The sequence below is a fragment of the Lactobacillus sp. M0396 genome (genome assembly GCF_016101625.1).
GTDB classification, from domain to species: Bacteria; Bacillota; Bacilli; order Lactobacillales; family Lactobacillaceae; genus Lactobacillus; species Lactobacillus huangpiensis.
Window position 1 is genome coordinate 90,850 of the sequence record NZ_JACFQE010000006.1, and the last position, 20,302, is coordinate 111,151.

Consider the following 20,302-nt stretch of genomic DNA (forward strand, 5'->3'; position numbering starts at 1 on the left):
CTTTGATTAGTCCACCATTGCCTTTTAAAACTAAAAGAGGTAACTAAACTATGAACATTATTGAATATGAAACTAAAACAGGTAAGAAACGCTATAAATTCAGTATCTATGCTGGTAAAGACAGTAGTACAGGTAAATCTATCTTAATTAGAAAAAGCAGCTTAAAGAGTCTAAAAGAAGCACGTGAAGCGTATCTAAAAGCCGAGTTAGCCATTGAGACAGGAGAATATAGGCCATTTAATGAACGGCGTCTTAAGCTTTCTGAAGTGATAGAGATGTGGCTAGAGGTTTATCGACCGACAGTAAAAGAAAGCACCTTTGCTACCACAAAACGTATTATTAACGACCATGTGATTAAGGTGCTAGGTAATATATACTTGGACAAGCTAACAGTAATTCAGTGCCAAAAGGCAGTAAACCAGTGGTTTAGGGATGCACCAGGAACTTATAAGAAGTATATCTTCTATACCAGTGATGTTATTGATTATGCTATTAAGTTAGAAATAATCAATAAAAATCCTATGAAGAATGTAGTTCGTCCTAAAGTTAAGAATGTCCACAAGGAGTTTACTAACTTTTATACTAAAGAGGAGCTAAAGAAGTTCCTGATGTATGCTGAGAAATACAATCAAAAGGCGTTTACCTTATTTAGACTGTTAGCTTATACAGGATTGCGCCGAGGAGAAGCATTAGCGCTTAAATGGTCTGATATTGATTTTAAAGAGAATGTATTGAGTGTTAAACGTACCCTTACCAAAGGACTAAATAATAAGGTTATTGTGCAAACACCAAAAACCAGTAGTAGCTATCGTAAAATAGCAATTGATAAGAGTACGGTAAATATACTAAAGCAGTGGCAGCAAGAGCAACGTAAACAAGCAGTAGTTATTAGTATTACTAGTAATCAGGTCATATTTAACCGTGGTGTAGAGAATAAGCCATTGAGTGAGGGCGCTATTGTCAACTGGAACAAAGCTATTTGCAAAAAAGCAGGTCTTAGACGCATTACTATTCACGGTTTTAGGCATACCAACGCCTCACTGTTGTTTGAAGCAGGTGTTTCTATGAAAGACGTACAAGCTAGGCTAGGACATAAGTCCATTAAAACTACGATGGATATTTACACTCACGTATCAAAGTATCATCAGAATAAGGCTGTTGAAAAACTAGACAATTACATGAATGGATAAATCGGGTACAAAATTCGGTGCAAAATTTTAAATTGAGTTCTGAAAACGTTGATGTAACAAGCATTACAGCAAGTGCAATGCTATCCCGGATATCCCAATAATGACATTTTTGCCTTTATATCAGGTGGTTTAAACACTGGTATAAAGGCATTTTTGTTTTTTCAAATTTTTTCCAAATTACCTGAAAGACATATTTTAGACGCCATATTTTTTGTAAAGTAAAGACGGAGTAATCTTTGATATATCTGTCAAAATTAGAAGAGTTTGGAATTAAAATTACTATTATAAATTACCTCTGGGAGTGGTAACTATTTATTTTCTTTCTACATTTTTTCTATGAAAAATTAAATTGTAATGATTACTGGCTATAAAATGACTATTGGTAAGTTCAGATTAACATATAATCCTAAAACAAACTGGTGGAGATTATAAAGCTTACCAATGACAACTATAATGAAAGAGAAAAAATAAAACAAACAAGAAAATTTAAATTTTCAGTGATAGTATAATTCTTGCATTGTCTCTTCCTTCAACTCTAAGATGAGTAAATTATTATTCTTCTCATTACTAGTGATAGATTTTAATTAAGTTTTTGTATAAAGGGATTAAAAATAATTCCATTAGACAATTTTACAAGTTCATATTGATTTAAAAGTAACATATGTTATTATAATTGTGTTGCGTATAGAAATAAATAGTGTGAAAGTAAAGAATGAAAATGAAACCTGAAAAGCCTATGAATTGATTGCAGAATTGCAAAGCCAAAAGTCGCGTGATAATTACTATATAGATTTTGTACCAATAACTTTCCCAATGAGGATTATTCAGAATTAGCAGATTATTTAGAAAAAAATTATGAGTTTGCAAATAAAATTGTGCTTATTGCTTTTACTATTCTATATTATTATGATTCGCAAGTTTTTATAGATAAATGGGATAAAGATGATGTTCCTCAGTCATTTGCATATTTAAAAAAGAATAAACATACTAAACCTATTTACCCAGATTTAGTATTTAAAGACATAAGACATGTTGGTTTAAATGCTATAGCTATTCTAATTAAAATAATGATTATGGAAAATAGTTAACGTACTTTTTAAAAACAATGGTAAGACTTCGTTAATGTGCATTGAATATTCTAATATTTCTTTTTGCAGCCTTACAGGAAAGGCCTTAAAAATGATTGACAATTTAGTAGAGTATCAAGGACTATTTTAGAGGTGAGTTACTTATTCTGATTGAGTTTTTTTAAGTTAAGTAAAAGCAAAACTGAAGTAAGGCAATATTATTGGTAATTTTAAGTAAAAATCCCTTTTAAATAATTAAAATTGGGATCAAATATAAAAAAGAAATGAGGTCATCAAAATGAAACCCGAAAAAGCCTATGAGTTAATTGTAAAATTGGCAAGTGCAAAGCCAAGCCATAAAGATGATTATTATATAGATTTTGTACCAATAACTTTTCCCAATGAAGATTATTCAGAACTGGCAGATTATTTAGAAAAAAATTATAAGCCTGATTTTGCAAATAAAATAGTCTTTATTGCTTTTACTATTCTATATTATTATGATTCGCAAGTTTTTATAGATAAATGGGATAAAGATACTGATCCTCGATCATTAACTTATTTAAAAAAGAATAAATATACTAAACCTATTTATCCAGATTTAGTGTTTAAAGATATAAGACATGTCGGTTTAAATGCTATAGCTACTTTGATTAAAATGATGGTTATGGAAAATAGCAAAGGAATTAATATACTTTTTAAGAATGATGGTAAGACTTCATTAATGAGTATTGAAGATGAGTATAGTACATATTTTTACAATCTTACTGGAAAAGGTTTAGAAATAATTGACAAATTAGTAGAACATCAAGGACTGTTTTTGAAGAAAAACACTTATTCTGATTCAGACTTTGTTTTCTAAATTAAATAAAAGCGAAACTGAAGTAAGGCAATATTAGTGGTATTTTTAAGTAGGAATCAGTTTATAAATAATTAAGATTGGAATCAAATCTAAAAAAATTGGGAGGAAGAAAATGAACTCTGAATTAGCCTATGTTATCATAGATAATCTGTTAGGTCCTGAGGGTCATGGTTATAAAGAAGACAAGGGCTGGAGAATAATTATAGACAAAAATGGTCATGGCCATGGTAAATGGAAACTCAAAAATAGAAAAGGAATCAGACAAGCTATATTGTCAGCTAATGGAAAAATCCTGAGAAATTAGAGAAATAGAAATATGAATCGAAAAAAGGCTAATGCCAATAAAATAAAAGACAAATTATTAAATACAGAAATAAATCCAAAAAACTATTATTATATAGATTTTGTACCAATAACTTTTCCCAATGAAGATTATTCTGAACTATCAGAATATTTAAACAAAGATTTTAAACCTCATTTTGCTAAAAAAATTATTTTTATTGCTTTCACAATTCTTTACTACTATGATTCACACGTTTTTTTAGATGATACTGACCAGAAGCCACTTTATCCAAAACTGATAAATAAAGATTTACGACGAATTGGTTTAGATAAATTAGCTAAACTGATAAAAAAATAATTATTGAAAATTGGTCTGCTTTGTATATAATTTTCGATGATGGCAATCAGTTTTCAATAATGGTAATCGAAGATGGATATGATACATATTTTAAAAATCTTTCCAAGAGTTCTTTTAAGATGATTGATCAACTAGTATCACATCAAGGGTTGTTCTTGAAAAAATATATAAATAATTAAAGAGTTAAAGAGTAAGAATTGCGTAAGTAATTGATATTTTGCTTTTAAAAATAATGCTCTATGCTGAGGTAATAAGGGTATTGGAGGTTTATTTCCAATACCCTTATTAGTTTATTAGATAAATAACACTTAAATATCAGTAAAATTAATCATGTTAGCAAGCAGAATAAAAAGTAAAATTAAACTTCTCTGTTATCATCTTATATTATATAGTAAATGTTAATAACTTTGTATAATGTTTAATATAAGGAAAATAATACATATGAATATAGCATTAAAAAATTCTCTTAAAAAAAGCAGTTTAACTGTTGCAACCTTTACACTTTTTATTATCGTCAATGTTAACGTTGTTAGCGCTAATAGATTAAAAAATTATGAAAATAATATACAATTAGGAAGCAGCAAGAGCATTGATGGATCTACTAAAATTGGTTATCAAGAACTGCATACAAGAGTAGATGATGATTCTCAGATACAAAAAAATTCTGTACAAACTCAAGATGAATCAACTGTTGTCAAGTCTGGCAAATGGGGAGCTGACGGTCCTGAATGGAGTTATGATCCTTCAAATAACACATTAAAAGTGGGTGCCGGTACAATTAAGGGTGCAGACAATGGTGCGGGCGCATTTGCAGACCCAGATATATTAAAAAACGTAAAGAGGATCCAATTTGACCAGCATTTAAAACTAGTAGGCGACTTTGGCTATTGGTTTCGATATGTAAAGGATGAGCGTTTAATAAATCTCACAGAGATTAGTGGTCTGAGTAACATTGATACTTCAGAAGTAACTAGCATGAGAGGGATGTTTTATGCCAGTAAAATTAAGTCTCTTGATTTATCAAGCTGGGTCACTTCTGCAGTTACTGATATGAGTTACATGTTTACGGATATGTTCATAGATAGTGATGACGGATCATTAAATATTGGCGGTAATTTTGCTTCCAATGCAAAAAATGTCAAAGATATGACTTTTATGTTTAATGGCTGTGCAAATCTTACTAAAATTGATGGAGTCAAAGATCTTAATACCAGTTCTGTTACTTCAATGAAAAATATGTTTCATGGTGATTATAATTTAACTGAACTTGATTTAAGTCATTTCAATACTGAAAAAGTGACTAACATGGCAGATATGCTTAGTTATTTGATCAGCCTCAACTACTTGGATTTGAGTTCGTTTGATACTACCCAAAGTCCCAATATGAAAAATATGCTGGCATATGATTTGACTCTACCAGTGGGGACTATTGTGAACGGCAAGGTTGTATACCAATACGCACCAGGTATAACTACTTTAGTTTTAGGCACAAAAACAAAATTAAGTACCGATGTGGCTTTGGGGCAACCAAATCCTGAAAAAACACCGAATAAAGAAAATTTTATCAACAAATGGCGATTGACCAATAATAATAGCGAACCTCAACTAACTACTGCTGAATTAATTCAAAAAAGTCAAGATGGATCTCTTAAGCCGGGCGCTTATACTTGGAAAAAACTAGTAACACCACCAGATGATACCGACAATAATTATCCTGCTCCTAATCCCGTTCCGGTTGAGCCAACAAATCCAGTGGAGAATAATGATGAAAATAAGGACAAAGACGAAAGCAATAATAACGGTTCAAGTAGCGAAAAGACTGTAGTGTTGATGCACAATGCTTATCTTTATGACAATACTGGTACTCGTGCAAACCAAATTATTTTAAAAATTGGTTCGAAACTGATGACATATGGTAAAACGACTATCAACGGACGCAATTTTTACGTTCTAAATGGTAAAGGCAATAGCAAAATAAATTATTACATTGCTGCCGGTAATGTTGATTCTATAGTCCGTAAAATAAAACATAATGCATACATTTATAATCAATATGGTGATCGCCAAAATAAGAAAGTTTTGAAAAAAGGTTCAACAACAAAAGCATATGGTGATCCCATCAAAATTAAAAATAAAAAATATTATATTGTAGATAAAAATAGATTTGTTAAGAAAGCAAACTTTTAAGATAATCAAAAAGCATAATTCACTTCTAAGAATTATGCTTTTTCTGTGTTCGTTAAATTACATTTTAATTGATTTTGAAAATTTCATTGTCAATTGTGACATTATCTTTGGAAAAGAAGGTTAATTGATCATTCTTTTTGTCTAAAGCAATGACCATTACTGTTGGATCATAGCCCTCTTTTTTGATAGCTTCAAAATCAACTTGAACTAGAGGATCACCTTTTTTGACTTCTTGTCCCTCTTTAGTAAGAACTTTGAAGTGCTTTCCTTTAAGGTTAACAGTATTTATGCCAATGTGAATTAGATATTCATTACCAAGAGGGGTGGTAATTCCAATGGCATGACCTGTTTTATATGCAACTGTGATCTTTCCATTTACTGGTGAAACTATCAAATCACTGATTGGAATAATTCCAACTCCTGAACCCAAAGATTCAGAAGAAAATACTTCATCATTCACTTGATCTAGAGCAACGACTTTACCATCAACAGGTGCACTGACAACTTCTTCAGAATTATCAATATTGTTACTAGTTATTATATTTCCTGTGCTGTTTTCTAAATTGCTTTTGGTCACAGGCTGATCGATTTTGACAAATAGGTAAGTAAAAACAAAAGCTAATACAAAGCCTAAAACCCCAGTTATAATTGCATTAACGAAATTCCCCGGCTTACCAATAAAGTTTACGATAGTGAAAATACCAGGAGAGCCAAAAGAATAGCGAACAACTTTGGTAATCCCAGCATAAAAACCGGCAATTCCACCTGCTGCCATAACAGCATATAGAGCACGCTTGTATTTTAAGGTGACACCATAAAGTGCAGGTTCGGTAATACCAGAAAGGGCAGTAATTCCTGCAGACGTTGCGATTTGTCTGTTTCTAGGAGTTTTGTCTTTTACTGCAATTGCAAAAGAACAGCCAGCTTGAGCTATATTTGAAGCAAGCATACCAGGTCCTTGCACGTTTTCACTTCTTGCTGCACTGGCAAATCCCAGAGAGGCTAGAGGTGTCAGAGCCACATGCATACCTACCATAACCAGAAGTGGGGTGAAGGTGCCCATAAGAGTTGGCACTAGCCAAGGTACATATTTGTTAAGTGTGTTAACTAAAAGTGCTAATAAATTACCTAACCAAGATCCTATTGGTCCAATTAGAATTAAAGCAAGCGGCGCCATAATTAAGAATATAAGTAATGGCTTTAGCATGGTTTTGATAACATTTGGTGAAACTTTTTCTGCAAATTTTTCAACGTATGACTGAATCCAAATGCAGAGAATTATTGGGATTACAGTGCTGCTATATGAAGCCAAAGTAACAGGAATGCCGAAAAGTGCAACAGGCTTGCCTGCAGCTACCATAGCCGCCCAGTTGGGATGCAATAAAACACCAGCAATTGCAATGGACAAGAACTTATTGGTTTTAAAATATTCAGCAGCACTTACTGCCAGCATCACAGGTAAAAAGTAAAATACTGCATCGGCCATAAAACTCAAAATGGCGTAGCTTTGAGATTTTAGTGAGATTAAATTAAAAGTAGTTAAGATAGAAATAATAACTTTAAACATACCACCAGCTATTAAAGCAGTGATGATTGGAGCCATTATTCCCACTAGAACATTAATTAATCGCCTAAACCAGCCGACTTTATTTTTTTCGATATTGTTAGACTCGTCATTTTCACTTGAAATATGGTAATCTTTTTGAATTTGCCTAAAATATTCACCAACTTTTGCACCAATTATAACTTGTGACTCTTCTCCAGACTGGACCGCGCCTAAAATTTCCGGTTGTTCTCTTAAAAACTGATAGTTGAATTTCGTTTTATCTTTTAGATTAAAGCGAATGCGGGTGGCACAATGATACATACTTGAAATATTATTTGCCCCTCCAATATTTTCAACTATTAAATCAGTCACTTCTTTATTGCTTCTCATATACATTCTCCTTTAATACATCATTACTCTGTGAATATGAATAATAAGATAAGCTAATTCTTCCTTTGAAATTCTTTTGGTATATATTACTTCTAAAGTTTGCTTCAGTTTAAAAGCAATTTTACTTGCTTCGGGATATAAATCAGACACCTTTTCGAGTAAAGTAGGGTCATCCGCAAACATTTGATCATTTATATATCTTTCTGCAAAAAACTTTATGTGTGTCACAAAGCGATCGTAATTTATTCCCTCATACTTTAACTTTCCGTGACTAATAACTCGTAAAGTTTGTAAAATGTTATCAATCATTCTGGAAATTTCTAAGACATTACTGCTTTCATCTTTGCTTGATGCATTTATAATATGAAAAGCTATGTTTGCCGCTTCTTCTTGTGGCATCTTGATGCCTAAATTTTTTTCAATAATATTTAGTGAGAATATACCTATTTTAAACTCATCTTTAAAATAGGTTTTCATTTCTAAGTATATTCTATTTCCCAGAGTTAAATTTTGCTCTAATCTTTGAGTGGCAAAATATAAGTGATCTGAAAGTGAATAGAAAATACTTGCATCCAGCTTCTCATTTAAAAACTTCTCCGCAAATTCAACAATTTCTTCTGTTGTTTTAATAATATTTGCAGGTATTTTTTTCAAAGATTGAATTAGCTCATTTTGCTTACTATTGTCTACTGAAGTATAAATACGGCTTATTTTTTCATCGGGTATAACTTGATTGATTTTTGCATGATATCCTATTCCTTTCCCAAAAGCAATATACTCTGTACCATCTTGTTCAATAACAACAACATTAACGTTAAGTATTTTCTTTATCTTATTCATTTTTGTTTGCCACTAAAAAAGCAGACAAAAACAACAATAATAACTAAGATTTAAAACTAAATTTTAGTCATCAATGTAGTCTTGCCTGCATTACCAGTTACATACGCTATCATTAACAAGATAAATATAGCAGAAGTTTTTCAATTATGCAAGCGCTTTTATAAATTGTAAATTTTTAAAAACTAAGTTGCAAAAATTAGGTCAATAAACTTTTTTTTCACCACTTGTTTTTGTTCTAGTTGCTTGATTTACCAATAGCAAAATCTTGCTTGCCGAATACTTTGTTTAAAAACATCTGCATTTAGCAATTACGTTTATACTACATTCACTTTTTTTAAACCACTTAGCTGAAAAAATCGACCTCTTACTCACATCTGATAGTCATTTGTTTTTAATCTTGCTATAATTACAAACTAAATAACTTAAGCTAAGATGGGGTAAAAGCATGAACAAAAAAGAGGTAAATGTCACACTAAAATGGGTTTTGAGCAATCTTAATCCCTGGATGATACTTTGTTTATTTATCTTTGGTGTTACCAGTTCTTTTGAAGGAGTATTAAATGGCTATATTTTAGGTTATATTCCCAGGCTTAACGTCAAAGATGGTCACAGTTTGATCGTATTTGGCCTAGTCGCAGTTTTATCATATTTAACCGTTTATGTTTCTCTTTTCTTATTTAGCCTGTTAATGCAAAAAGCAATTCAGACTTTAAATGAAAAGATAAAAGGCATTTATTTTAGGGCAAATTTTGCCAGTTCATTTAACAATCCTAACTTGGATTCATCTGAAGTTTTGAACAACATGACTAGTATTTCCAAACAGATAGAAGAAAAGTATTTTGAACCGCTTCTATTTCTTTTTCAAAGTTTGATGACAGTGATATCTTCTACAGTTGTAGTATTAATGACTAATCCGGTTTTAGGTCTGATTTATTTGGCTCTTTCCTTCATGTCGCTTCTTCCCAGTTATATGGGTAAAGAAAAGATGAAAATTAAGACAGACATGTGGAGCCATTCTAATTCCAATTTTTTAGCGATTACGCGTGACTTATTTGCAGGGCGTTTTGAAATTACGAATTTTGGCGTTAAAAAACTATTTATGCAGAAATTTGATCATTCTTTGCACGATGAGGAACAAAGATATTACCAATTGAATGCTTTCCAATATGTTCTGCAGTTTATTTCTTGGCTATTTGCCATATTAATAACTTTAACTCCGATTTTCATAGGTCTTTGGATGGCCAAAAACAGCATCTTAGGGGTCACAGTAAGTACGATTCTTACCTTGACTCTTACTGCGGATCACGTGGTTGGTGGCTTTCGGCAACTGACTAATTTTGAAACTCAAATTCAAAGTACAGAAGGAATTAGAAAGATTTCTTGGACTGAAACAAAAACAGATCAAGAAGTTTCTCAGCCAGAAGCTGACCATAGACTAGTTGTTAAAAAACTGTCGGTTAAACGTGGTGACCGGGAAATTTTTAAAAACCTGTCTTTAAGCTTAAATGAAAACGACAAAATGATTATTACTGGACCCTCGGGTGTTGGCAAATCGACTTTGCTAAATGCAATAGCAGGATACATTCCAATTGAAAAGGGTGATGTGAAATTTGGCGGACACAAATTGAAATATTCAGATTTTGTGTTTATTTCACAGAATATCTGGTTATTTGCAGGAACGATTCGGGAAAATCTTTCTCTTTTGCAAAATTTCACAGACGAAGAATTAGTTGCTTCTCTGAAAAAGGTAGGTTTATACAAAGAATTAGGGAGCAAGGCACTGGATTTTGAAATTAAGGAACAAGGCAAAAACCTTTCCGGTGGACAAGCGCAGAGACTGGCTGTTGCCAGAGGACTGCTGCGTCATAAGAAGATCTTTTTGCTAGATGAAATTACTTCTAGCCTGGATCATCAAAATGCTGATGAAGTACACCGCTTAATTTACCAACTGCCTTCAATAGTTATTGAAGTGGCTCACAATTTTAACGAAAAAATCGCGCAAGAAAACAACGTCAAGATCTTTAACTTAGCACAAAATACAAAATAAAAATAACCCGCAAAATGCTTCATTGCACACTTTGCGGGTTTTCAATTTATATTATTGCTACTTTTTACATCCCAGCCTTAATCATCTTTTTCTCAGCCATAGTCTTGCGTAAAGAGAGCATAGCAGTATAGGTAGACAAAATGTAAACCTTTTTCGTTGGTAAGTTAGCAATATTGGCAATTACTTCCTCATTGTCGGTGCAGGTAACCATTTTACCCAGATCAAAACCTGCAACTTCCAGACGAAAGCCCATGTCGTGCCAGCGTTCTCCACCAACCAAAATTTTTTTAATTTGCTTATGGTTGAGGTCTTCAAACTGACCATCCCAAATCCAGGAAGTGTCAATGCCGTCAGCGTGGTTGGCATTAAGCAAGGCTACTAAGGAATAATCATCTTTTTCAGTGTTAAGCATGTGCAGCACCTCATCTAGACCAACAGGATTTTTAACTAAGATCAGGTTAATCTCTTTTCCTTCATATTTAATTAATTCTTGTCTGCCAAAAATCCGCTTGTTTTTTCCAAAAGCCTGAGCAATTTCTTCTTCACTTAGGTCAAAATAACGTGCCACAGAATAGGCAGCTAGAGCATTATAAATATTGTAAGTTCCGCCAATGTTGATGCTGTAGTCTTTTTTGCCCATTTGAAATTTGAGATTATTTGGTGACTGCTCAATAATTTTGTTAACAGAATAGGTTAATTCGGGTCTGTGATAATTGCAGTTAGGACAGAAAAAGTCTCCTAAGTTGGCATAAATACGTTCATGATAATGTAAGATATGATCGCACTTAGGGCATAAGATGCCATCTGTGTTGACAGGAGCCTTGCTGTCATTTTGCGGTTCATCGTTAGGCAGTTTAAAGCCATAAAAAATTTTAGGATTAGGTAAGTCGACTGAAGAAAAGATACTGGCATCACCATTGGCAATAATAGTAGCCTTGGGTGCCAGTTTGATTCCTTCAACAATTTTATCGTATGTAGTGTAGATTTCACCATAGCGATCCATTTGGTCGCGAAAAATATTGGTTAAAACAAAAACGCTGGGATGAAGCAGTTCCGTCACCATTTTGACATTTGCTTCGTCAACTTCTAACACTGCAATTGGTCTTGAAGATTTTTTCTTTTTGTGTGCTAAAAAGGCCGTCACAATTCCTTGTTGCATGTTGGAACCCGATGGATTGGTCAAAACATCGCCGTATTTTTCTCTTAGTGCAGCAACGATCAAAGCTGTAGTCATGGTCTTGCCATTTGTACCGGTAACAACTACAGTTTCATATCCTTCAGCTAGTGTTTTTAAAATTTCAGGATCCAGGTCCATTGCCAACTTGCCGGGAAAACTGGTACCGCCTTTTAAAACATTATGTAAAAACCAGTAACTTGATTTACCCGCGCTTTTTGCTATTACAGACTTAAAACTCATATTCTTCCCTCGCTTTAAAATCACTATCAACTATAGCATAGCCACAAATTGAAAACGAGTTTTTAACCATTTAACTACACATATTTTATTTTTACATTATACTAGATTAGTTAGGTGAATTTAAATGAAACAAAGGAGCAAAAATGGCACAATTATTTTTTGAGTATGGCACGATGAGCAGTGGCAAAACTTTAGAGATACTAAAGGATGCTCATAACTATGAAGCTCAAGGTCGTAAAATCGCTTTGTTAACCAGTAAGATCGATGATCGTAGCGGAGTTGGGACTGTGGCCTCAAGAATTGGACTTCACAGAAATGCAGTTCCGATTGACCATGATTTTGATATTTTTGCTTATATAAAAAAGTTGAATGAGCAGGAAAAAGCACGTGGAGATGGTGCGATTGCCTGCGTGTTTGTTGATGAAGCTCAGTTTTTGGAGCGTCATCATGTGGTGGAATGCGCACAAATAGTGGACGATTTAGGTATTCCGGTAATGACATTTGGCTTAAAAAATGACTTCCAAAATAATTTATTTGAAGGAACCAAGAATTTATTAATTTTTGCTGATAAAATAAAAGAGATCAAAACGATTTGCCACTACTGCGGTAGAAAGGCTACAATGAATCAGCGGATACACAATGGTAAACCGGTTTATGAAGGCGAACAGGTTCAAATTGGCGGGGATGAAAGTTATTACCCGGTTTGTCGGTTTCATTATTTTCACCCTGAGCAAGAAAGATAGGAAGGGATTAGAACAACATGGATAAGATTATGGCACAGCTTGAAAGTCTTGTTGCTCATTATGATGAATTACAAGAAATGATGGCTGACCCAGAAGTTATCAATGATACTAAAAGGTACATGGAGGTTTCTAAAGAAGAAGCAGATTTGCGAGATGTAGTTGAAAAATACCGCAAATATAAGGCTGATAAAAAAGAGATTTCTGATAACAAGGATATTATTGCTAATGAAAATGATTCTGATTTGGTAGAAATGGCCAAAGAAGAAAATGAAGATTTAGAGCAGGATATTGACAAACTGGAAGATGAAATCAAGATTTTAATGCTGCCAAAGGATCCTAATGATGACAAAGATATCATTATGGAAATCAGGGGAGCAGCTGGTGGGGATGAAGCTTCCTTATTTGCCGGTGATTTGCTCAGAATGTATGAAAAATATGCAGAAAGACAAAACTGGCAGGTTTCTATTGTCGACAGTGAACCAACCGAAGTTGGCGGTTACAAACGGGTTGCCATTATGATTACTGGCAATAAGGTTTATTCAAAACTTAAATATGAAAACGGAGCGCACCGCGTACAACGCGTTCCTGTAACTGAATCCCAAGGTCGTGTTCATACTTCAACGGCAACTGTTGCCGTAATGCCTGAATATGAGCAGGTTGACCTTGATTTAGATCCCAAAGATATTAGAGTTGATGTCTATCGTTCTAGTGGTGCCGGCGGTCAGCATATTAACAAAACATCGAGTGCTGTGCGTATGACGCACTTGCCGACAGGAATCGTTGTCGCAATGCAGGATCAACGTAGTCAGCAGCAAAACCGGGAAAAAGCGATGCAAATTTTAAAATCTCGTGTCTATGATTATTATGAAAGTCAAAATCGGGATCAATATGATGCTAAACGCAAAAATGCTGTCGGGACTGGTGACAGGTCAGAGCGTATCAGAACTTATAACTACCCGCAAAATCGTGTGACTGATCATCGTATCGGCTTGACGCTTAATAAACTTGACCGGGTAATGAATGGTGAACTTGACGAAATAATTGATGCTTTGATTTTGTATAACCAAACTAAGCAATTAGAGGAGCTGGCTGAACAAAATGTCTAAGATTGACACTTTAAAAAGTCTGAGAATTTGGGCTGCGGAAACGGCACCAGAAGAAAGGCCGGAAGACATCGCTTTTTTGCTGGCTGAAAGATTGCAGCTGAGTCCAAGTGAGTTTCAGTTGAAACAAGATATGGAACTAACGACACAGCAGGTTAAACAGGCACAAAATGATGTGCGCAAGCTGGCTAAAGGGATATCACCTCAGTATATTTTGGGTTATTCCTGGTTTTTTGGCTACAAGATTTTAGTAAAACGCGGCGTCTTAATACCCCGCTTTGAAACAGAAGAATTGGTTGAATGGACTCTGCAGGATCTAGATAATGGTGACAAGGTGCTTGATTTAGGTACTGGTTCTGGATGCATTACTGTAGCCCTAGCTAAAGAAGCTGCCAAAAAGCAAATTACGAATCTTGATTTATACGCTTCTGATGTCACCGATGCTGCCTTAAGAACAAGCGAAGAAAACTTTTTGATTCATAAAGTAGATGTAACAGTCCGCAAAGCCAATATCTTAATCGGACTGGAAAAATTCGATAAAATAATTTCTAATCCACCCTATATTAAGGAAACAGAAAAAGACGTAATGGACCAAAATGTTCTGCAAAATGAACCGAAAGAAGCGCTTTTTGGTGGTAAAAACGGCATTGAATTTTATCAAAAATTTGTTAAACAGGTGCGCGATCACTTAAATAGTGGCGGAGAATTTTTCCTGGAGTTTGGCTTTAGCGAAAAAGACCAGCTGGCTGAATTATTTGCTCAAGAATTGCCTGATTTTACTATTGAATTTAAGAAAGATTTAGCCGGGAAACCGCGTATGGTTAAGGGAAAGTGGAATAAATGATGGAAACAAAAATTTTTTCACAAGATCAAATAGAAGATGCAGTAAAATTGCTTGCTGAAAGGGAGTTAGTTGCTTTTCCCACTGAAACCGTTTATGGCTTAGGTGCGATTGCTACAAATGAGCAAGCTGTTAAAAATGTATACGCAGCTAAAGGTCGTCCTAGTGACAATCCCTTAATTGTGACAGTCTCTGATGCTCAAATGATGTCTAAATATGCCAAAGAAGTTCCAGAACGTGCTCAAAAATTAATTAAAAAATTTTGGCCTGGTCCGCTAACTCTCTTGCTATATGTTAAACCTGACAGTTTGCCTAAAGCTGTAACCGGTGGTCTTGACACCGTGGCTTTTCGTTGCCCTCATGATGCTCTGACACATGAATTGATCAGTAAATTGGGTTATCCAATTGTTGGGCCTTCCGCAAACACATCAACTAAGCCCAGCCCAACTACTGCCCAGCATGTTTATCATGACTTAAAAGGTAAAATTGCAGGGATTATTGATGGCGGACCTACAGAAGTGGGGTTGGAATCAACAATTATTGACCTCTCTGTTCCAACTCCAGTCGTTTTACGTCCTGGTGCAATAACACCGGAAGAGTTGAGCAATGCCTTGGGTGAAAAAGTTTTAATTAACAGCGGCAAGGTTTCTGATAAGGATGTTCCAAAAGCTCCGGGGATGAAATATCGCCATTATGCTCCTAGCGCTCCTGTAGTCGTTGTCGATGATCCGCAGGATTTTGCAAATATTGAATTGACGAGTGCAACAGGCGTAATGGCTTTAAACGATGTGCTTAACAAAATCAATTTACCGGCAGTTAATAAATTTAATCTAGGCAAAAATTTAGCTGATGCCGATCATAACTTGTTCGGGGGTTTGCGTTACTTCGATGATAAGCCCGAAATTAAACAAATTTTTGTGCAGGGATTTAACGGCAGCGAAGATACTTTAGCCTACATGAATCGGCTTAATAAGGCTGCTGCAGGTCATCATTATATGGCAAAATAAAAATTTACTAGCAAGGGACTTTAAACCCTTTGTTTTTTTTATTAAAATACTCGTAAACGTAATTATGTTTATAGGAGGAAAAAGATGGGCAAATTTACGGTTTTGAATCATCCGTTAATTCAACACAAGTTAACAATTATTAGGCGTAAGGAGACAAGTTCCAACGAGTTTCGGCGGATAGTCGGTGAAATCGGGGGACTGATGACTTATGAAATTACCAGAGATTTGCCGCTAAAAGATGTTGAAATTGAAACACCGATTGGCAAGACCACACAAAAAGAAATTGCCGGCAAAAAATTGACTATTGTGCCAATTTTACGTGCCGGTATTGGTATGCTTAATGGTGTTATGGAAATGATTCCTTCAGCTAAAGTTGGAGTAATTGGCATGTATCGGGATGAAGAAACACTTACGCCACATGAATATTTCTGTAAAATGCCAAAAGATGTTGCCGAACGCGAATGTTTGGTAGTTGATCCAATGCTTGCTACTGGTGGTTCTGCTAATATGGCGATTGGTGCGCTTAAAAAGCGTGGCGTCAAAGATATCAAACTGGCTGTTCTGGTAGCTGCTCCTGAAGGTGTAAAGGCTATTCAAAAAGAAAATCCTGACGTTGATATCTATGCTGCCGCAGAAGACGAAAAATTGCTGCCAAATGGCTATATTACGCCAGGTTTGGGAGATGCAGGCGACAGATTATTTGGCACTAAATAACTGTTTTTAGGTAAATTAATTGCAAAATACGCTTACATTTTTCACAAAATTATTGAATGGTGTTAATATTGTATGAGTGTTCGATAATTTGGGCACGAGAAGGGAGGTCACGAAGAATTGGAGCAATCATTTGTTTTTAAATTTCTGGGTTTGACATTTGATCTTTCTGGGATCATCGGCTCAACTTTAATGGCAGCTGTAGTATTGTTTGTCTGCATATGGTTATCAGGAAAAGTTGAGATGAAACCGAATAAAAAGCAAAATATCATGGAATATTTGATAGACTTCACTGATGGTATTGTTAAAGACAATGTTAGTGATGTTGATGCGCGAAAGCACCTTTCGCTTTATGCTTTTGTTCTGTTCATCTACATTTGGTTCATGAACCAGTTGGGCCTCTTCCTAGAGGTAAAAGCGGGGGACAATATTTTTGTTAAATCTCCCACAGCAGATCCGGTGACGACAATGTCGTTTGCAATGATGACCTTGCTTCTTTCATTTACATTCGGAATGCAAAAATTCGGTACTGGTGGCTACTGGCGTAATTATGCCGAACCTGTTAGTTTCCTGTTCCCCATTAATATGATTGAAGAGGTCACTAACTTCTTGACATTATCTTTGCGTTTATATGGTAATATCTACGCAGGTGAAGTGTTATTAACTTTAATAGGTAATAGCTTTGCTCCTAGCTTTGGTGTTATCACTTTGGTTTTAGCAGCACCGTTAGCTATGATCTGGCAAGGATTCTCTGTCTTCATTGGCTCTATCCAGGCATATGTTTTCGTAACTTTATCCATGGTCTATGTCGGAAAAAAGGTTACAAAAGAATAATTTTTTGGAGGTTTAAACATGTCACAAGCTTTTAAATATATCTCAGCAGCTATCGTAGCTGGTATCGCTGCTTTAGCAGCTTCTTGGGGTAACGGTAAAGTTATTACTAAGACAGTTGAGAGCATGGCTCGTCAACCAGAAAGCGCTGGTAACTTAAGATCAACAATGTTCATTGGTGTTGGTCTGATTGAAGCCGTTCCTATTTTGGCGATTGTTGTTGCTTTCCTGATTCTCTTCGTTTAATTTTATTTAAAATAATTTAGGTAAAAGAGAGAAGGGCAGTAAATGACATTTCAAATTTTATTTGCAGCCTCAGCAGGTCACATTTACCTTGGAAATACTCTTTGGTATTTAATTGTTTTCGCAATTTTGCTTATTTTGGTTAAACATTATGCCTGGGGACCTGTTTCCGACATGATGGAAAAAAGACGCCAAAAGGTAATTAGTGATCTTGATTCAGCTGCAGACAATCGCAAAAAGGCCGAGGTTTTGGCTAATGAGCGTGAAGCTGCCTTGAAGAACTCAAGACAAGAAGCAACGCAAATTCTGACTGACGCAAAGGCAAGTGCTGAGAAAACCAGTACGCAAATTGTGGCAGAAGCAAATGATAATGCGGCTTCTATTCATGAAAAAGCAAAAGCTGATGCTGCTCAGGCAAAAGCTGATGCTTTAGATGAAGCTCGTGCACAAGTTGCAGATATTTCTGTAACGATTGCGGAAAAAGTGATTTCTAAGAATTTATCTGCTGATGACCAAAAAGATTTGGTTGATCAATTTATTAAGGGGCTGAATAAATAATGGCCTTAAGTAAAGCAGAAATTGCTGCACGCTATGGTACTGCACTATTTGATTATGCAGAAGATATGGATGCCTTGGCTTCAGTTCATGCAGATTTGCAGGAACTGGCACAAGCCATCTCAGAATATCCGCAAATTTTGAAAGTTTTTAGCGATCCAATTTTTAACAGTGCTGAAAAAGCAAAGTCGCTTTCTGCGATTGAGCGGGGTCTGACTAAAGAAGTTCAGAATTTTTTGAATTTATTGTTAGACTATGATCATTTTTTGGAATTGCCTGATATTATAAATTGTTTCAATGATTTATATAATAAAAGTCAAAAAATTGAAACCGGCGTTGCTGTTTCAGCAGTGCCACTGGATCAGGAGCAATTACAAAAATTAGGTGCTGGTTACGCCCAAAAATATAATTTGCAAAAAGTCATTCTCACTAATGTGGTTGACCAAAATATTATTGGCGGTGTAATTTTAAAAGTTGGCGATTGCGTAATCGATGGGTCAGTCAAAAACAAACTGAAAAAGATTCGTGCGCAGTTAGTTAATAAAAATTAAAAGAGGTGAAACCATTGAGCATAAAAGCAGAAGAGATTAGCTCTTTAATCAAGCAGCAGCTTGAACACTATGATGACAAACTCGACATTAATGAAGTCGGAGTTGTTACTTACATAGGTGATGGTATCGCCCGGGCTCACGGATTGAACAATGTTTTGGCCAACGAGCTATTGGAATTTGACAATGGTTCTTATGGTATTGCACAAAACCTTGAATCAAATGATGTTGGTATCATTATTTTGGGCAATTTTGATGATATTCGTGAAGGTGACCAAGTCAAAAGAACCGGTGAAATTATGCGTGTGCCGGTTGGAGATGCACTAATTGGTCGCGTTGTAAACCCATTAGGTCAGCCAGTTGATGGACTTGGCGAAATTAAAACGTCAAAGACTCGTCCAATCGAGTCTTCGGCACCGGGTGTTATGGAACGCCAGTCAGTTAATCAGCCGCTACAAACAGGTATCAAAGCCATTGATGCTTTGGTGCCAATCGGTCGAGGTCAACGTGAGTTAATTATTGGTGACCGTAAGACTGGTAAAACAAGTTTGGCAATTGATACAATTTTGAGTCAAAAAGGACAAGATGTTATTTGTATTTATGTCTTTATTGGTCAAAAGGAATCAACTGTCAGATCACAAGTAGAAACGTTAAAGCGCTTTGGCGCAATGGATTATACAATTGTAGTTGAAGCCGGTCCAAGTGAACCGGCACCAATGCTGTATATAGCACCATATGCCGGAACGGCTATGGGCGAAGAATTCATGTACAATGGCAAGGATGTTTTGGTAGTCTTCGATGACCTGTCAAAACAAGCCGTTGCTTACCGTGAACTTTCTTTGCTTCTCCGTCGTCCGCCTGGTCGTGAAGCTTATCCTGGTGATGTCTTCTATCTGCACTCTCGTTTACTAGAACGTAGTGCAAAATTGAGTGATAAACTTGGTGGCGGCTCAATGACTGCCATTCCGTTTATTCAAACTGAAGCGGGAGATATTTCAGCATATATTCCAACTAACGTAATTTCAATTACTGACGGACAAATTTTCCTGCAAAGTGATTTATTCTTTGCTGGTACTCGTCCAGCTATTGATGCTGGTAACTCAGTTTCGCGTGTTGGTGGTAGTGCTCAAATTAAGGCTATGAAGAAAGTTGCTGGTACGCTTCGTACAGACTTGGCAGCTTACCATGAACTTGAAAGCTTTGCTCAATTTGGCAGCGATTTGGATCAGGCAACTCAAGCCAAACTGAATCGTGGTCGAAGAGTCGTTGAAGTTTTGAAACAGCCTTTACATACGCCAATTGCGGTTGAAAAGCAAGTTGTCATTCTTTACGCTTTAACTCATGGCTATCTTGATTCTGTTCCAGTTGATGATATTGCCAAGTTTGAAAAAGAGTTATACGACAACTTCGATACTAATCACGCAGATTTACTAGAACATATTCGTAAGACTGGTGACCTGCCAGATGAAAAGAAATTGCAGGAAGCAATTTCTAAATTTGCGGATAGTTTTTCACCAAGTAATAAATAGGAGGT

At 35.3% G+C, this 20,302-nt stretch carries 19 protein-coding genes; 16 read left to right on the forward strand and 3 right to left on the reverse strand.

Features of this window, described 5'->3' with window-relative positions:
• The first annotated feature begins 50 nt into the window (after nucleotides 1–50).
• The 5 genes from H3T43_RS08025 to H3T43_RS08045 all read left to right on the forward strand — a co-directional run bounded on the left by H3T43_RS08025 (nucleotide 51) and on the right by H3T43_RS08045 (nucleotide 5,946).
• Nucleotides 51–1,190, forward strand: a complete 1,140-nt coding sequence (locus tag H3T43_RS08025) for a site-specific integrase (protein ID WP_198213833.1) — start codon at nucleotides 51–53, stop codon at nucleotides 1,188–1,190.
• Nucleotides 1,191–2,555: 1,365 nt separating this feature from the next.
• Complete coding sequence (locus tag H3T43_RS08030) at nucleotides 2,556–3,119, forward strand: hypothetical protein (protein ID WP_232350312.1); 564 nt, start codon at nucleotides 2,556–2,558, stop codon at nucleotides 3,117–3,119.
• A 112-nt stretch (nucleotides 3,120–3,231) separates the two neighbouring features.
• Entirely contained in the window at nucleotides 3,232–3,423 is a 192-nt protein-coding gene (locus H3T43_RS08035; RefSeq protein ID WP_198213835.1) for a hypothetical protein, read from the forward strand.
• A 12-nt stretch (nucleotides 3,424–3,435) separates the two neighbouring features.
• Nucleotides 3,436–3,759: a hypothetical protein gene (locus H3T43_RS09450; RefSeq protein WP_232350313.1), complete on the forward strand. Its 324-nt coding sequence runs from the start codon at nucleotides 3,436–3,438 to the stop codon at nucleotides 3,757–3,759.
• A gap of 441 nt (nucleotides 3,760–4,200) precedes the next feature.
• A complete protein-coding gene (locus H3T43_RS08045) occupies nucleotides 4,201–5,946 on the forward strand; it encodes a BspA family leucine-rich repeat surface protein (protein ID WP_198213837.1) in 1,746 nt (581 codons plus the stop codon).
• A 64-nt stretch (nucleotides 5,947–6,010) separates the two neighbouring features.
• On the opposite strand, the gene H3T43_RS08050 is transcribed toward H3T43_RS08045, so the two are convergent.
• Complete coding sequence (locus H3T43_RS08050) at nucleotides 6,011–7,882, reverse strand: beta-glucoside-specific PTS transporter subunit IIABC (protein ID WP_198213839.1); 1,872 nt, start codon at nucleotides 7,880–7,882, stop codon at nucleotides 6,011–6,013.
• 12 nt (nucleotides 7,883–7,894) lie between these two features.
• Nucleotides 7,895–8,722: a PRD domain-containing protein gene (locus H3T43_RS08055; RefSeq protein WP_034981220.1), complete on the reverse strand. Its 828-nt coding sequence runs from the start codon at nucleotides 8,720–8,722 to the stop codon at nucleotides 7,895–7,897.
• A 445-nt stretch (nucleotides 8,723–9,167) separates the two neighbouring features.
• Here H3T43_RS08055 and H3T43_RS08060 point away from each other — a divergent pair, with 445 nt between their 5' ends.
• Nucleotides 9,168–10,769, forward strand: coding sequence for an ABC transporter ATP-binding protein (locus tag H3T43_RS08060; protein ID WP_198213841.1), 1,602 nt, complete (start codon nucleotides 9,168–9,170; stop codon nucleotides 10,767–10,769).
• A gap of 64 nt (nucleotides 10,770–10,833) precedes the next feature.
• Here H3T43_RS08060 and H3T43_RS08065 read toward each other — a convergent pair whose 3' ends face one another.
• Nucleotides 10,834–12,186, reverse strand: a complete 1,353-nt coding sequence (locus tag H3T43_RS08065; protein ID WP_198213843.1) for a Mur ligase family protein — start codon at nucleotides 12,184–12,186, stop codon at nucleotides 10,834–10,836.
• Between the two features lie 143 nt (nucleotides 12,187–12,329).
• Here H3T43_RS08065 and H3T43_RS08070 point away from each other — a divergent pair, with 143 nt between their 5' ends.
• From H3T43_RS08070 to atpA, 10 genes are all read left to right on the forward strand, one after another.
• The gene (locus tag H3T43_RS08070; protein WP_187160276.1) at nucleotides 12,330–12,929 is read left to right on the forward strand and encodes a thymidine kinase; all 600 of its coding nucleotides are present in this window, start codon (nucleotides 12,330–12,332) and stop codon (nucleotides 12,927–12,929) included.
• A gap of 17 nt (nucleotides 12,930–12,946) precedes the next feature.
• Nucleotides 12,947–14,035 (forward strand): peptide chain release factor 1, encoded by a 1,089-nt coding sequence (gene prfA, locus H3T43_RS08075; protein WP_034981210.1) that lies wholly within the window; start codon nucleotides 12,947–12,949, stop codon nucleotides 14,033–14,035.
• Nucleotides 14,028–14,876, forward strand: coding sequence for a peptide chain release factor N(5)-glutamine methyltransferase (gene prmC, locus H3T43_RS08080; RefSeq protein ID WP_198213845.1), 849 nt, complete (start codon nucleotides 14,028–14,030; stop codon nucleotides 14,874–14,876). The genes prfA and prmC overlap by 8 nt, the downstream gene beginning before the upstream one ends.
• Nucleotides 14,876–15,880, forward strand: coding sequence for an L-threonylcarbamoyladenylate synthase (locus H3T43_RS08085; RefSeq protein ID WP_198213871.1), 1,005 nt, complete (start codon nucleotides 14,876–14,878; stop codon nucleotides 15,878–15,880). Before prmC ends, H3T43_RS08085 begins: the two co-directional genes overlap by 1 nt.
• A gap of 84 nt (nucleotides 15,881–15,964) precedes the next feature.
• On the forward strand, nucleotides 15,965–16,594 hold the full coding sequence (upp, locus tag H3T43_RS08090) for a uracil phosphoribosyltransferase (protein ID WP_034981204.1): 630 nt from the start codon (nucleotides 15,965–15,967) through the stop codon (nucleotides 16,592–16,594).
• 117 nt (nucleotides 16,595–16,711) lie between these two features.
• Complete coding sequence (atpB, locus tag H3T43_RS08095) at nucleotides 16,712–17,425, forward strand: F0F1 ATP synthase subunit A (RefSeq protein WP_198213847.1); 714 nt, start codon at nucleotides 16,712–16,714, stop codon at nucleotides 17,423–17,425.
• 18 nt (nucleotides 17,426–17,443) lie between these two features.
• Entirely contained in the window at nucleotides 17,444–17,668 is a 225-nt protein-coding gene (atpE, locus tag H3T43_RS08100) for a F0F1 ATP synthase subunit C (RefSeq protein ID WP_034981200.1), read from the forward strand.
• 42 nt (nucleotides 17,669–17,710) lie between these two features.
• Complete coding sequence (gene atpF, locus H3T43_RS08105; RefSeq protein WP_034981197.1) at nucleotides 17,711–18,223, forward strand: F0F1 ATP synthase subunit B; 513 nt, start codon at nucleotides 17,711–17,713, stop codon at nucleotides 18,221–18,223.
• Entirely contained in the window at nucleotides 18,223–18,771 is a 549-nt protein-coding gene (gene atpH / locus H3T43_RS08110) for an ATP synthase F1 subunit delta (RefSeq protein WP_198213849.1), read from the forward strand. Before atpF ends, atpH begins: the two co-directional genes overlap by 1 nt.
• 14 nt (nucleotides 18,772–18,785) lie before the next feature.
• Complete coding sequence (gene atpA, locus H3T43_RS08115; RefSeq protein WP_034981193.1) at nucleotides 18,786–20,297, forward strand: F0F1 ATP synthase subunit alpha; 1,512 nt, start codon at nucleotides 18,786–18,788, stop codon at nucleotides 20,295–20,297.
• Nucleotides 20,298–20,302 lie beyond the last annotated feature (5 nt).